The sequence below is a fragment of the Deltaproteobacteria bacterium genome (genome assembly GCA_016709225.1).
Taxonomy (GTDB): Bacteria; Myxococcota_A; Polyangia; order Nannocystales; family Nannocystaceae; genus Xiheibacterium; species Xiheibacterium phototrophicum.
Window position 1 is genome coordinate 964,374 of the sequence record JADJEE010000002.1, and the last position, 12,143, is coordinate 976,516.

At 72.7% G+C, this 12,143-nt stretch carries 13 protein-coding genes; 4 read left to right on the forward strand and 9 right to left on the reverse strand.

Translation table 11 applies throughout. The features are described from left to right. Positions 1–39: 39 nt before the first annotated feature. Complete coding sequence (locus IPH07_18175) at positions 40–1,098, reverse strand: trypsin-like serine protease (GenBank protein ID MBK6919329.1); 1,059 nt, start codon at positions 1,096–1,098, stop codon at positions 40–42. A 232-nt stretch (positions 1,099–1,330) separates the two neighbouring features. On the opposite strand from IPH07_18175, the gene IPH07_18180 reads away from it, so the two are divergent. Then, on the forward strand, positions 1,331–1,789 hold the full coding sequence (locus tag IPH07_18180) for a hypothetical protein (protein ID MBK6919330.1): 459 nt from the start codon (positions 1,331–1,333) through the stop codon (positions 1,787–1,789). Between the two features lie 20 nt (positions 1,790–1,809). On the opposite strand, the gene IPH07_18185 is transcribed toward IPH07_18180, so the two are convergent. The 7 genes from IPH07_18185 to IPH07_18215 all read right to left on the reverse strand — a co-directional run bounded on the left by IPH07_18185 (position 1,810) and on the right by IPH07_18215 (position 7,096). Continuing rightward, positions 1,810–2,442, reverse strand: a complete 633-nt coding sequence (locus IPH07_18185) for a hypothetical protein (GenBank protein ID MBK6919331.1) — start codon at positions 2,440–2,442, stop codon at positions 1,810–1,812. 174 nt (positions 2,443–2,616) lie between these two features. Beyond that, positions 2,617–2,976, reverse strand: coding sequence for a phage holin family protein (locus tag IPH07_18190; protein ID MBK6919332.1), 360 nt, complete (start codon positions 2,974–2,976; stop codon positions 2,617–2,619). A 24-nt stretch (positions 2,977–3,000) separates the two neighbouring features. Beyond that, positions 3,001–3,678 (reverse strand): hypothetical protein, encoded by a 678-nt coding sequence (locus tag IPH07_18195; protein ID MBK6919333.1) that lies wholly within the window; start codon positions 3,676–3,678, stop codon positions 3,001–3,003. 232 nt (positions 3,679–3,910) lie between these two features. Continuing rightward, on the reverse strand, positions 3,911–4,594 hold the full coding sequence (locus IPH07_18200; protein MBK6919334.1) for a hypothetical protein: 684 nt from the start codon (positions 4,592–4,594) through the stop codon (positions 3,911–3,913). 29 nt (positions 4,595–4,623) lie between these two features. Further along, positions 4,624–5,430, reverse strand: a complete 807-nt coding sequence (locus tag IPH07_18205) for a hypothetical protein (protein MBK6919335.1) — start codon at positions 5,428–5,430, stop codon at positions 4,624–4,626. Beyond that, positions 5,427–5,996, reverse strand: a complete 570-nt coding sequence (locus tag IPH07_18210; protein ID MBK6919336.1) for a sigma-70 family RNA polymerase sigma factor — start codon at positions 5,994–5,996, stop codon at positions 5,427–5,429. The genes IPH07_18205 and IPH07_18210 overlap by 4 nt, the downstream gene beginning before the upstream one ends. Before the next feature lie 59 nt (positions 5,997–6,055). Next, a complete protein-coding gene (locus IPH07_18215) occupies positions 6,056–7,096 on the reverse strand; it encodes a hypothetical protein (GenBank protein ID MBK6919337.1) in 1,041 nt (346 codons plus the stop codon). A gap of 235 nt (positions 7,097–7,331) precedes the next feature. Here IPH07_18215 and IPH07_18220 point away from each other — a divergent pair, with 235 nt between their 5' ends. From IPH07_18220 to IPH07_18230, 3 genes are read left to right on the forward strand one after another with little or no spacing between them, the layout of a single operon-like run. Beyond that, a complete protein-coding gene (locus tag IPH07_18220) occupies positions 7,332–8,342 on the forward strand; it encodes a hypothetical protein (protein ID MBK6919338.1) in 1,011 nt (336 codons plus the stop codon). Between the two features lie 59 nt (positions 8,343–8,401). Continuing rightward, positions 8,402–10,687, forward strand: coding sequence for a c-type cytochrome (locus tag IPH07_18225; GenBank protein ID MBK6919339.1), 2,286 nt, complete (start codon positions 8,402–8,404; stop codon positions 10,685–10,687). After that, positions 10,684–11,142: a DUF192 domain-containing protein gene (locus tag IPH07_18230; GenBank protein ID MBK6919340.1), complete on the forward strand. Its 459-nt coding sequence runs from the start codon at positions 10,684–10,686 to the stop codon at positions 11,140–11,142. The genes IPH07_18225 and IPH07_18230 overlap by 4 nt, the downstream gene beginning before the upstream one ends. A gap of 4 nt (positions 11,143–11,146) precedes the next feature. Here IPH07_18230 and IPH07_18235 read toward each other — a convergent pair whose 3' ends face one another. After that, positions 11,147–12,022 (reverse strand): helix-turn-helix domain-containing protein, encoded by an 876-nt coding sequence (locus tag IPH07_18235; GenBank protein MBK6919341.1) that lies wholly within the window; start codon positions 12,020–12,022, stop codon positions 11,147–11,149. Positions 12,023–12,143 lie beyond the last annotated feature (121 nt).

Consider the following 12,143-nt stretch of genomic DNA (forward strand, 5'->3'; position numbering starts at 1 on the left):
CGACCGGAAGCGCGCCGACGCGTCGAGCAAGGCGACCGCTCAACAATCCTGCTCGTCGGTGCCGTCGTCGCAGTCCTCGATGCCATCACACAGTGCCTCGAGCTCGACGCACCACGCCTCGTCGCACAGCCACTGCGTGTCACCGCAGTAGTAGCCGCCGCCGTCGCCGTCGTCGTCCTCCTCCGCCTCGCAGCCCTGCTCGTCGGTGCCGTCGTCACAGTCCGCACCGCCGTCGCAGGTCCACGCCGGGTCGATGCAGGTGCCGTCGCCGCAGCTCCACTCCCCGACCGCGCAGGCCGGCGGCGCATCGCCGGCCGCCATCGTCCGCACGAGCCACCCGTGCACGAAGGACACCCGCGTGTAGATCCCCGGCGCGGATGGCTCCCCGCAGCCGGCCCCCCAGCTGACCAAGCCCGCGAGCCGCGGGACGCCGTCGTCGTCCGGCACCACGAGCGGCCCGCCGCTGTCGCCCTGACAAGCGTCCCGGCCCCCGCGCGAGGGCCCGCCCGCGGCCAGGTGATCGGCCTCGATGCGTGTGCCGTAGGCCCGCGTCGCCTCGGCGTTCGAGACGATCGCCAGGTCGACCGCACGCAGCGCGTCGATGGGCGCGCCGCCGCTGCGCAGCGCGCCCCAGCCCGACACCGTCGCGATCACACCGGGCGCGGTCAAGCCCGCGTCGGCATCGCTGGGGGACACCGGCGTGATCGGAGCGACCTCGTCGTCGAACGCCAACGGGTGGCGTAGACGCAGCAGCGCGACGTCGTCGGTCATCGGTGAGCTGCCCCAGTCGTAGCCGGGGTGCAGCACGACGCGCGCGACGTCGCGGCGCTGACCGAAGCCTGCATCGGCGTCGGACAGCCGCGTGACGCCAGCGACCACACGCAGGCCGGGCGGCGAGTCGTCGACGCAGTGCGCCGCGGTCACGACCCAGCGCGCCGAAAGGATCGCGCCGCCACAGCGCAGGCCCTCGTCGCTCTCGAGGCTGACCTGATGGGGGTGTTCGCGGATCTCGACGGGCACACCGCCGACGATGCGCGGCATGGGTCGCGACGCGGTGTCGACGCTGCAGCCGTGGGTGAACGGGGAAATCGCGAGCACCACGAAGAGGGATCGAAGGGGTCGTTCGAACATCGCGGCCGCGGCGGTGCAGCCCTCGTGCACCCATTCGCCCACCGTGATGCCGCACAGTTGCGACGCGCACGCGGTGGCCGAAGTGGCCCGCGTGGGCCACTTCGAGCCGGCCGATGGGCCGCCCGCCCGAAGCGATTTTTGGGTTGCCCGGTGGCGCTCGCTCGTGTACTGAACGTATGAGCAGACAAGGAGCCGAACGATGGGCAGAAACCCCGCCAAGACCCTGATTGCCGTGCCCGAAGCCACCGAGGGCCCCCTGCGCGACCCCATCCCCGCGGGTGCACGCGCGGTGCTGTCGTTGTTCGAGGGGCCGTTGGCGACGGTGCGCTTCCCAGAGCTCGACGCCGACGTGCTCGCCGCACGGGCGAGCACGGTGCTCGAGGCCCAACGCGAGGTCGAAGCGCTCGAGCGTGCGCTCGACGACGCCCGCGCACGCACCTGCGAGGCCAACGCCCAGCTCGCGACCGCGGCCACCGCTGCACTCGCGTACGCGAAGGTCTACGCCCGCGATCGCGACGAGCTGCAGCCGCTGCTCGACGCGATCGTGCTGCCGCAGGGCGGTGGCCGCCACGAGGCCGCGTTGGCGCCCCGTCGACGCGGACGACCGCGCAAGGACGCCTCGACGGCGGAGCTACTGCCCAGCGTCGAGTCGACCTGAGCAGCGCCCCGCCCACGCGATCACGGCACCGTCACCGCGAAGGTGACCTGGGCATCGACCTCGCCCGGGAGCGGCTCGCCCATCGCGAGCGACTCGGCCAGCCCGGCGTGCTTCTGCGCGGTGCCATTGAGCGCCGGCATGTGGCGCAGCATCACGATGAGATCGCCCTGGCCCTGGGCGGCGGTGGTGATGGTGTTGACGAGCCCGACCGGGAGTGTGCCGCCAGCACCGTAGTCGGCCTCGGTGTCCGCGTAGGCGTGCATGAGCGCGGCACCGGGGTTGTCGGTCGCCGGTCCGTCGACCGCCGAGCCGAGCAGGAACACCTGGTGCGCGGCGGCCTCGCCCTCGATCTCGACGGTGATGTCCTCCGCGGGCATCACGAGCTCGTTCGCGAACTCGACGGTCAGATCGTAGGTCTGCATGGGCGCCAGCGCGATCGCGTCGATGGTCGGCGGCATGCCGCCGTCGCCGTCGGGGTCGCGGAACGCGGCCTCGATCGCGGTGCCGGCCGCCGGGGTGAACCGCAGCCGCACGGTGGTGATGATCTCGGTGGCGTCGCCGGTCGGCCCGTCGTCGGCGTCACAGCCAACGGCAGCCACGATGGGTAGCAGCAGCAGCCACTGCGCGCACATTCGATCGATGGTCTTCGTCATCGGGCAAGTTGTCCGGCGCCGGCGTGGCGACTGTCAAACGTCGCACCCCCACGAGAGTTGCGCGAGCGTCGAAGCGAGCGCCGGCTGGTACCGGCGGGCCGCGTCGCGCGGGGGCATGCAGGATCACCGGCGACGTTCTCGGACAGCGCCGCTCGCGGGCCGATGGCAGCGCCGTCAGAGCGCATGCATCGCGAGGTCGGCGAGCAGGCTCAGGCCGCTCATCATCGCCGCCGCGCCCAGCGCCCAGCCGAAGCTCTCGATCTCGAGGCTCTTGCTGACCGCATCGACGATCTCGAGCAACACCGCGTCGACGAACCATCGCGTCAGGAATGCCAGCAGGAAGCCGAGGCCGAGGGTACCGATGCCGATGGCGACGAACAGCAGCCAACCGATGAGCACGTTGAACAGCCCGAACAACGTCGCCACGATCACCGCGCCGCCGAAGCCGCGAACGCGAAAGCCCGGCAGCAACGCCGCGGTCGCGAACACGATGAGCGAGAGCACCAACCAGCTGATGAGAAGATGGAGGATCATGGCCGTGATTCCTTTCGGGTGGCGTCAGCCGAACGTGCCGCCGAGGTGGAGGCCGAAGAGCACCTGGTGGGTCGGCGCGACGTTGCGCTCGGGGGTGTTGCTGCACGTCGTGGTGTCACCGCGACGCTGACACACGCGCCGCTGGGTATTGAAGATGAAGTCGACCTCGGCGCCGAGGAAGAAGCGCCTGGTGAGGAACACGTCGACCGTGGGGCCGGTGAGGAACGAGAAGCCCTGCGAGAGGTCGCGATCGCGGCCGTGGTCGAGATGGAAGACTTGGCGCCCGAAGCCGGGCGCGATGTTGAGGCCGAAGTCGAAGCGCCAGATCGGCAGGATCGGCCGGAACATCACCGCGAACGTGTGCTGTGCAGCGCTGCGATAGCCCGAGTCGCCGTCGACACGGTAGTCGGGATTGAACATCCCGTAGCGGTACATGCCGCCGAACATGAACCACTTCACCGGGCGATAGCCGAGCGCCACGCCAGTGCCGAAGGACGGCCGCGTGCCGCCCTGCAGCAGCACGCCATCCTGGCGACACGGCGCGCGACCGGGGATGCAGCCCGATCCGCCGATCATGCCTTCGATCTGACCGCCGCGCTTCTGCACGTCGGCCGCCGACGCGGTGTTGCTGACGCTCGCGAGGGCGAGGCCACCGAGGACGGTGAGGGCCAGGGGTGCGGTGCGACGGACGGTGCGGTGCATGGTCATGGACTCCGATGGCGGCGCGCGTCGATCCCCGCGGTTGACATGCGGAGCTTCGCGACGTCGCGCTCGGATCGAGGGCGACTGCAACCATCGGGCCGACCGTGCGGGGACGCAGCATTCGCCCGCACGCGGGCGCCCCGGAAGCACGCGCACGGCTTCGCGCGTGCTCAGGCGCTCGGTCGGGCTCCAGCGCGCACGCACGGATGGCCCTCGTGCGCGCGCGCGGGCATCACCCGGGGCACAGGCCCTGGCCCGGGTGGTCCTCGCAACAACCGGTCTGCACGGTGCCGTCGGCGCAGTCGGACGCCAGCTGCAGTGCGCTCGCCTCGTCGAGATCGTCGTTGCACACGCACACCGGCTGGCAGCAGGCCGCGCCGATCGACGACATCGGCGTGCAGCTGAAGCCGGTCATGCAGTTGGTGTCACCGTCGGCGACGCAGTCGGCGTCCGACTCGCAGACCGCACTGCACATCGAGCGCGCGCGAAAGTAGTCGACGCCGAGGCGACACGCGCTGGTGTCGGGATCACAGACGAAGCGATCCCCGCCGATGGCGTTGCACTCGGCATCGGTGGTGCAGAGACCTGCCTGCGCGACGACATCGTCGGCGTAGAGGCAGATGTCGCCGCCGCACGCCGGCGCCGGCGTGGTGAGCAGCCGTGACTCGGGCACGTGCTCGGCGTCGAGGCCGTGGTCGCAGGGGCGGCCGATGTCGGGCAGCACCGCGCCGGTGCCGTCGGCACCCGAGGCGCTGGCCGACGCGTCGGCGGACGCCACCTCGCTTGCGGTGGCGTCGTCGCTGGCGGAGCCCTGATCGGTGTCGAGGTCACCGAGGTCGACGCCCTTGACGGTGCACGCGCACAGCAGCGCCGCGGCGAGCAGTGGGATGGGAGCGAGTCGCAGAGGTCGTTGCATGGGGAGTGGTTTCCCGGCTCGCGTCGTCGTCATTGCAGCCCGCAGTTCTCCCGCAGCAACGCACGGTACGCGGCCGCCTCGGATCGCTCGAGCAGCGTGCGCGCCTCGGCACGACCCTGCGCCGGGGCGCCGCTGCGACACAGCGCGGCCGCACGAATCGCGGCGGCCTCGATCGCGAGCGCACCGGTCGGGAAGCGCCGGCGATGCTCGGCGATGCGGGCGATCGCCAGCGTGGGCTCGCCGCCATCGAGCGCCTCGCGGGCCTGTGCGATCGCATCGAGCTCGGCGCGTAGCGAGTCGCCGGGCCGCGCTGCGTCGGCGGGCACGATCGCTTCGGCAGCGCGCGACGCGTCGGCGGGCCCCGGCGACTCGCGGGGCCCGGACGCGCCGGCCGACAGGTCGTCCGTTGGTGCCGACGATGCGGGCGATGGCTCGCGTGGCGACGGCGCGTGCACGGGCACCGACGACCCCGTCGGGTCGACGTGCAGCCGCGGCAGCTCGGCCGGCAGGGGTGCGCCCGCGGGCGCAGCTCCCCAAACCGCCGATGCATCGGCGTCGCGACTGGCGTGCGCACTCAGCTCGTGATCCGGCCCGACCGCAGCCACGCACGCGTCGGGGGCCGGTCGTGCCAGCCACACCGCTGCGGCCGCGGCCGCGAGCGCGGCGAGGCCCCACCACCACGCGCCGCGACCCGGGCGGGCGAGCGGCTCGGGTGCCTCGTCGTCGGGGCTGCTCTGCAAGCGCGCCCACGCCCGCGCCGCGTCGTCGTCGTGGGGCGCGATCGCATCGCGGTAGTCCGCGAGCAGCTGTCGTCGACGGTGCTCGTGCGTGTTCATGTCGGCTCCGGTTCCGAGGTGACGAGCGCGGGCGAGCGGCCGTCGAGGGCCGCGACGAAGGCCGCGAAGGCCCGCCGCGCCACCCGCAGTCGCGTGTGCAGCGTGCGATGGTTGACGCCGACGATCGCTTCGACCTCGCGGGCGGTCATGCGCTCGATCTCCATCATCACGAACACCTCGCGCTGCGGTGGCGGCAGGCCGTCGAGGAAGCGCGCGATCGCGGCCGCGGCCTCGGAGCGCGCGACGCCGTCGTCGGGCAGCATCGCGGGCTCGGGCTCGGGTACGACCGCGAGCCGTCGCGCGTGTCGCCAGGCGGCGCGCCGGTGGTGCAGCACGAGGTTGCGCGTGATGCCGGCGAGCCACGCCCGCACGCCGCGCTCGACCGCGAGGGTACAGAGCCGTCGGCGCACGACCAGGAAGACCTCGTGCACGAGATCGTCGAGCGCCGCGCGCTCGACCCCGAGCGCCCGCGCCAGCCGCCACACGAACGCGAAGTGCTCGCGGTAGATCGCGGTGAACGACGGCGCGCGGTCGTCGGGATGGTGGCCGTGCTGGGGATCTCGCACCTCGGAGGGGTGGTTTCCCGCCTGCACGGAGAAATCGCGAGGCCCCCTCCGGCGGGCACTCACAGTCGCACCGCCAGGCCCAGGGCCGCGCGCACGCCGGCAGGCGCGACCTCGCCGACGTCGCGCCCGCCGATGTCGAAGCGATGACGCGACAGCGGCACCACCACCGCCACGGCGACGAAGGCACCGAAGCGCCCGGCGAACGCGCGCTCGAAGCGTGGGCCCAGGGCCAGCGCGAGCCACGGGACCCCGCGGCCGCGCAGGTCGACACCGCGGGTGCCCTGCGCGTGCAGGCGGCCGACCTCACCACTGCCGCAGCCGCCCATCGCCCACGCACCGACGACCCCGAGGCCGCACAGCTCGAGCCCGCCGGCGAGCACGCGATGACGCGCCGCCGGGACCTCACCCACGGTGCGATCGATCGCGTAGACGACCAAGCCCTGCGCGCGCAGCCGCGGCCAGTGCACGCCGACGTGTGCGAGCAGTGTGCCGCCGATGCCCGGCACCGCGCGCGCATCGACGCCGCCGGCGAGCTCGAGCGCGACGCGGGGTCGCGCGATGCGACCGTCACGACCCGTCGTGCGGGGTCGTGCGTCGACGGCCGCGGTCGCCGCAGGCACCTCCGTGGTGATCGCGGGCCCGCCCGTGGTGATCGCGGCGATGTCCGGGGTCACCGCGGGCATGTCGGGGGCCGAGGACGTGGGCGTCGCAGGCTCTGGCACTGCCATCGGATCGGGCGGCGAAGTTTCGGCGCCCGCGCGACCATGCACCTCGTCGATGGATGGTGGTGGTGCGGCCGGACCTGTGGCCGCGATGGTGATCATGAGTGCAGCGGCCTCTGCGAGCTCGCCGCAGTCGTCGGCGACGAGCTCACGCGATGCGGCGCCGTCGGGGGTCTCGATCTGCAGCCGCAGCGCGAAGCCGCCGCGTGCCGCCGCGACCACGCGCCCGCGCACGCGGACCACCGCGGTCGCAACGGTCGACCAGCGCTGCTCGAGATCGTGTCGCAGCGCCTGCGCATCCGGGCAGCCGGCGGGTGCCTCCCAGTCGAGCGTCAGCTCCGGCGCGCCGACGAGCGCAAGCCACCACGCAAACCACACCTCGATGCCTCGATCCCGGCGCGCGACTTCTGCGGCCGCCCGTCAGGGTCTCACGACTCGCGCGTCATGGACGTTCCCCACGCCGGGCGCTCGTCCGCGACGACGCGAGCCACGCGGCCCGGGCACGCCTGCGACGTGCCCCGCCGACGGCCTGCACGCAGCGAACGCGCGCATCCCCGGGTTGCGCCGCGTCGCATCGAACGGCCACACTCGTGAAGGATCGAGGGTGGCAGGCTTGGCGCAGCAATGGTGGTGGTGTCTGGTGGTGATGCTCGGTGGGGGGTGCCCCGCCGAGCCCGACCCTCCGGAGGGCGAGCTCGGAGCGTTCGAGCTCGCGATCGAGACCCAAGACGGCGCGTTGCTCAGCGTGTGGGGCCGTGCCGCCGACGACGTGCTCGCCGTCGGCGGACAGCAGGCGTCGCTCGCCGACGCCGGCAACGCGCTGATGCTGCACGGCGACGGCGAGGCCTGGACCAAGGTCGAGCTGCCGGCCGACACGCCGTTGCTCAACTGGGTCTGGGGGCAGGGCGGCACCACCTGGACCGTCGGCAACGCCGGCGCGGCGCTGCGCGACGACGGTGGCGGCTGGCAGCCGCAGCCGACCGGCGTGGACGCGCCTTTGTGGGGTGTCTGGGGCAGCGCCGTCGACGACGTGTGGGCGGTCGGTGGCGACGCGTTCACGGGGCCGCCGGTGCTGGTCCACTTCGAGGGCGACAGCTGGCACAGCGTCGACGTGCCGCCGCTCGATCGCGACGCCAAGGCGCTCTTCAAGGTCTGGGGCACCGCCGCCGACGACGTGCACGCGGTCGGCGATGCGGGGGTCATCCTGCACTTCGACGGCACGGCGTGGACGCAGTCGCCCTCCGGCACCGGTAACGATCTCATCAGCCTGTGGGGCACCGGCGCCGACGACATCGTCGCGGTCGGTGGCCGCGCCAACGGCACGCTCGCGCGCTTCGACGGCGCCGCGTGGACGGTGCAGACCCTCGGTGCGCTGCCCGGCTGCAACGGCGTGTGGGTCGACACATCCGGCGACGCAATCGTCGTGGGCGATCGGGGCACCATCGCGACGTTGAGTCCCGGCAGCTTCGAGTTCGAGACCACCAAGGTCGCCGGCGTGCTGCCCTACGCGCTGCACGCGGTGTTCGGCTTCGACGACGGCACGCGCTTCGCCGTCGGCGGCAACCTGCTGGAGCCGCCACCGTGGCGAGGCGTGCTGGTGTCGCGCACGCGCGCTTCGCCGTAGTCATCGCCGGCGCAGCCGCGAGCCACAGACGTTCGTCGTAGATGTTGGAGAGATGGGTCATGAAGATGCGACTTGATGCACGTGCTCGAATCCCGTGGCTGTTCGCCGGGCTGCTGCCTGCCTGTCACGATCCCGTGGCGCCCGAACCCGCGCTCGCCGACGACATCTTCGCCGAGCTCGGCGAGGTGCTGCCCTCGGCCACCACCGAGCAACGCGCGACCTTCGTGCGCGGACAAGCGGTCGCGCGTCGACGCATGACGCCCGACGACGGCCTCGGCCCGCTGGTCAACGTGGCCTCCTGCGGCGCGTGCCACGAGCGTCCGGTGCTCGGCGGCAGCGGCCCGCGCTACCGCGACTTCTACCTCGAGGGCACCACGCTCGCCGACGGCACCTTCGTGGCCGCGCCCCACGGCGGCGTCGTCACGGCCTACGGTGTGTCGGGCGCACCGACGCGGCCCGGCCTCACCGACGGCGTCAACCTGCAGGCGCGCCGCAACCCCATCGCGTTCTTCGGCGTCGGACTGCTGGCCGAGCTGCCCGCGGAGGCGATCCTCGCCAACGAGGATCCCGACGATCGCGACGGCGACGGCATCAGCGGCCGCGCCAACTATGATCGCGGCTTCGTGGGCCGCTTCGGTCGCAAGTCGCAGACGGTGAGCATCGAGGGCTTCATCCGCGGGCCGCTGAACAACCACCTCGGCATCACCACCAATCCCCTCACCGACGCACAGAAGGCCGCGCTGCCGGTCGACTCGACCGCGCCCGCCGATGGCGACGTGCCGCGGCAGGCCGCCGCCCCCGACGAGCCGCTGGTCGACGACGACGCGCACCCCGATCCCGAGCTCTCCGGGGAGGACCTCTTCGACCTGGTGTCGTTCTCGATGCTGCTGGCCGTGCCCGCGCCGGACGAGCCGACCGAGCAGACCCTGCGCGGTGCGGATCACTTCGATGCGATCGGCTGCGCCGATTGCCACGTGCGCGTGCTCGTGGGCCCACGCGGCGGCCTGCCGCTGTACTCCGACCTGCTGCTGCACGACATGGGCGACGCAATGGCCGATGGCATGCAGCAGAACCTCGCCAGCGGTCGCGAGTTCCGAACCCAGCCGCTGTGGGGGCTGTCGAAGCTCGGCCCTTATCTGCACGATGGCCGCGCCGACACCCTCGCCGAAGCGATCGCGGCCCACGACGGCGAGGCTGCGCGCGCGCGCGAGGCCTTCGAGGCGCTGGGCGCCGGCGAGCAGGACGAGCTGGTGGCGTTCCTCGGCAGCCTCGGCGGTCAGGACTCGAGCGGGCTGTTGCCGATCGACGCGCCGATCCCCGAAGCTGGCGAACCCGGCGCGCCGCCGCCACTCGACGACCAAGGGCGCGAGGCCTGGCTCGCCGGCCGCGAGCTGTTCGATCGCAACATGGCCGTGACCGCCGGGCTCGGGCCCTACTTCAACGGCGACAGCTGCCGCGCGTGTCACTTCGATCCCGTGATCGGTGGCGCTGGCCCGCTCGATGTCGACGTGATGCGTCACGGCACCCTCGGCGGCGGCTCCTTCGTCGCGCCCACCTACGGCACCATCTTGCACAAGCTGTCGGTACCGGGGCTCCCGCGCCGCGAGGCCGGCCCCGACATCGATGTCTTCGAACGCCGACAGCCGCCGAGCGTGCTCGGCCTTGGTCTCATCGATGCCATCGCCGAGGCGACGATCATCGCCGGCGAAGACCCCGACGACAGCGACGGCGACGGCATCAGCGGCGTCGCATACCGGCTGCCCGATGGCCGCATCGGCCGCTTCGGCTGGAAGGCCCAGGTGCCCTCGCTGCGCGAGTTCTCGCGCGACGCCATGTCGGCGGAGCTCGGGCTCACGGTGCCCGTCGAACCAGGGCTGAGCTTCGGCAGCACAGCCGACGACGACGCCAGCGCCGACCCCGAGATCGACAGCGCGAGCCTCGATCACCTCACGTTCTTCATGTCCCATCTCGCGCCGCCGGTGCCCAAGGCCGCGGTGCCCGAGGGTCGCGCGGTGTTCGACAGCATCGGCTGCGGCGACTGCCACACGCCGGAGCTCGCCGGCGCCGACGGTCCGGTGCCGCTGTTCAGCGATCTGCTCCTGCATCAGGTCTGCGATGACGACACGCCCGGCATCGTCGACGGGCCCGCGAGCATGCTCGAGTTCCGCACGCCGCCGCTGTGGGGCCTCTCCGACACCGCACCGTACATGCACGATGCGAGCGCCGTCGATGTCGAGGCCGCGATCGTCGCGCACCGCGGCGAGGCCGAAGACGCGCGCGCCGAGTACGACGCGCTGTCGGTGGCGGAGCGCGAGGCCCTGCTCGCGTTCCTCGAGGGGCTGTGAGGCGAGCGATCGCGGCCTCGCTGTGGCTGCTGCCGCTGCCCGCCTGCGACGGCGCCGCGGCGTGCTCCGAGGACGCCCGCGCGCAGCGACTCGACGCCCACGTGTCGCTCACCATCGATGGCGTCCCGCTGGTCGCGGAGCTGGCCGACACCGACGCTGCGCGCGAACGCGGCTGGCGCTACCGGAGGTGCGATCGCGAAGCGCTGTTGCTGCGCCACGACCCCGGCAGCACCGCCGCGCCGCTGCCGGTGTGGGGCTGCGCGCTGGTGGACCCGATCGACGTCGCCTTCATCGCCGACGGCCGCGTCGTGCGGTGGCACGCCGGCCTCGAGCCCTGCGATCGCTGCGACGCGGGCTGTCCGATCGTGGGCGACGACCTCGAGGTCGACGGCGTGCTCGAGCTCGACGCCGGTGCGTGGGAGTTCGCGGTCGGTGACACCGTGATCGGGCTGTGATCCCTCAGCCCGCGTCGTCGCCGAGATCGTAGTGGATCGTGCCGCTGCCCTGCAGCTCGTAGCCGGCGACGTCGGTGAGCCCGCGGCCGAGATCGCCGCGCCGGCAACACTCGCAGAGTGCGACCACGCGGGGGTCTGCGAGGTCCTCGGCGCGCAGCAGCAGCCCGTAGTCCTCGCTCGCCAGCGTCGTGAACGGCAGCGCGAGCCGCTGCGCCCACGCCTTGGTGGTCACGCCGATATCGGCACGCCCGCTGGCGAGCGCCAGGCACACGTGCTCGTGCGACGGCAACAGGGCCGCCTCGGCGAGCGCGCGACGCTGAGGAATCTTGGCGGCCGCCAGCGCCGCCTCGACGTGCTCGACGATCGCCGCGGTCGGTGGTCGGTAGGCGACGCGCCGACCCACCATCGCGCGCAGCTGCGGCGCCGCGGCCCCCGGTGGCGCCGCGAGGCCGACCTCGCGTCGCGCCAAGTGGATGCGCGCGAAGCGAATGCCGTCCTGCGCGGCGGGGAAGCGCCGACCATGGCTGCCGGCGAGCAGCACCTCGCCACGCACGAGCGACGCCAGCGCGCGATCGCGATCGCTGCGTACCCAACCGAGCAGATGGCCACGGGCGGCGAGGCACTCGAGCAACATCTGCACGAGCACGTCGCCGTTGGCCGAAAGCAGCGGCGGGCGAGCGGGCGAGCTCGGCGACGGTGCGTGGTGGGTCGCCGCGGCGCGATCGACCGGCACCACCAAGCCCGACCAGCGCAACACTTCGTCGCGATCGAAGCGCCACTGCCCGCCCACGCGACGACCCGGCAGGCCCCGCGCGATCAGGCGGTACACGTGCTTGGGGTGCACGCGCAGCAGGCCTGCGATCTCCTCCGTCGTCAGCATCGTGGTCGAGTCGCCCGTCGGCCGCGGGGCCGCCGTGGGACGGCGTGGGTTCGGGGACTTCTGGACCATCTGCGGGTTGATCTCGAACGATGTTGACACAGAAGGTAACCACGCGGCATCA

What these genes read in the sequence shown, in the direction of transcription:
- IPH07_18180 (MBK6919330.1), top strand. Translation starts at nt 1,331, where the DNA reads ATGGGCAGAAACCCCGCCAAGACCCTGATTGCCGTGCCCGAAGCCACC.
- IPH07_18185 (MBK6919331.1), bottom strand. Translation starts at nt 2,442, where the DNA reads ATGACGAAGACCATCGATCGAATGTGCGCGCAGTGGCTGCTGCTGCTA.
- IPH07_18190 (MBK6919332.1), bottom strand. Translation starts at nt 2,976, where the DNA reads ATGATCCTCCATCTTCTCATCAGCTGGTTGGTGCTCTCGCTCATCGTG.
- IPH07_18195 (MBK6919333.1), bottom strand. Translation starts at nt 3,678, where the DNA reads ATGCACCGCACCGTCCGTCGCACCGCACCCCTGGCCCTCACCGTCCTC.
- IPH07_18200 (MBK6919334.1), bottom strand. Translation starts at nt 4,594, where the DNA reads ATGCAACGACCTCTGCGACTCGCTCCCATCCCACTGCTCGCCGCGGCG.
- IPH07_18205 (MBK6919335.1), bottom strand. Translation starts at nt 5,430, where the DNA reads ATGAACACGCACGAGCACCGTCGACGACAGCTGCTCGCGGACTACCGC.
- IPH07_18225 (MBK6919339.1), top strand. Translation starts at nt 8,402, where the DNA reads ATGAAGATGCGACTTGATGCACGTGCTCGAATCCCGTGGCTGTTCGCC.
- IPH07_18235 (MBK6919341.1), bottom strand. Translation starts at nt 12,022, where the DNA reads ATGCTGACGACGGAGGAGATCGCAGGCCTGCTGCGCGTGCACCCCAAG.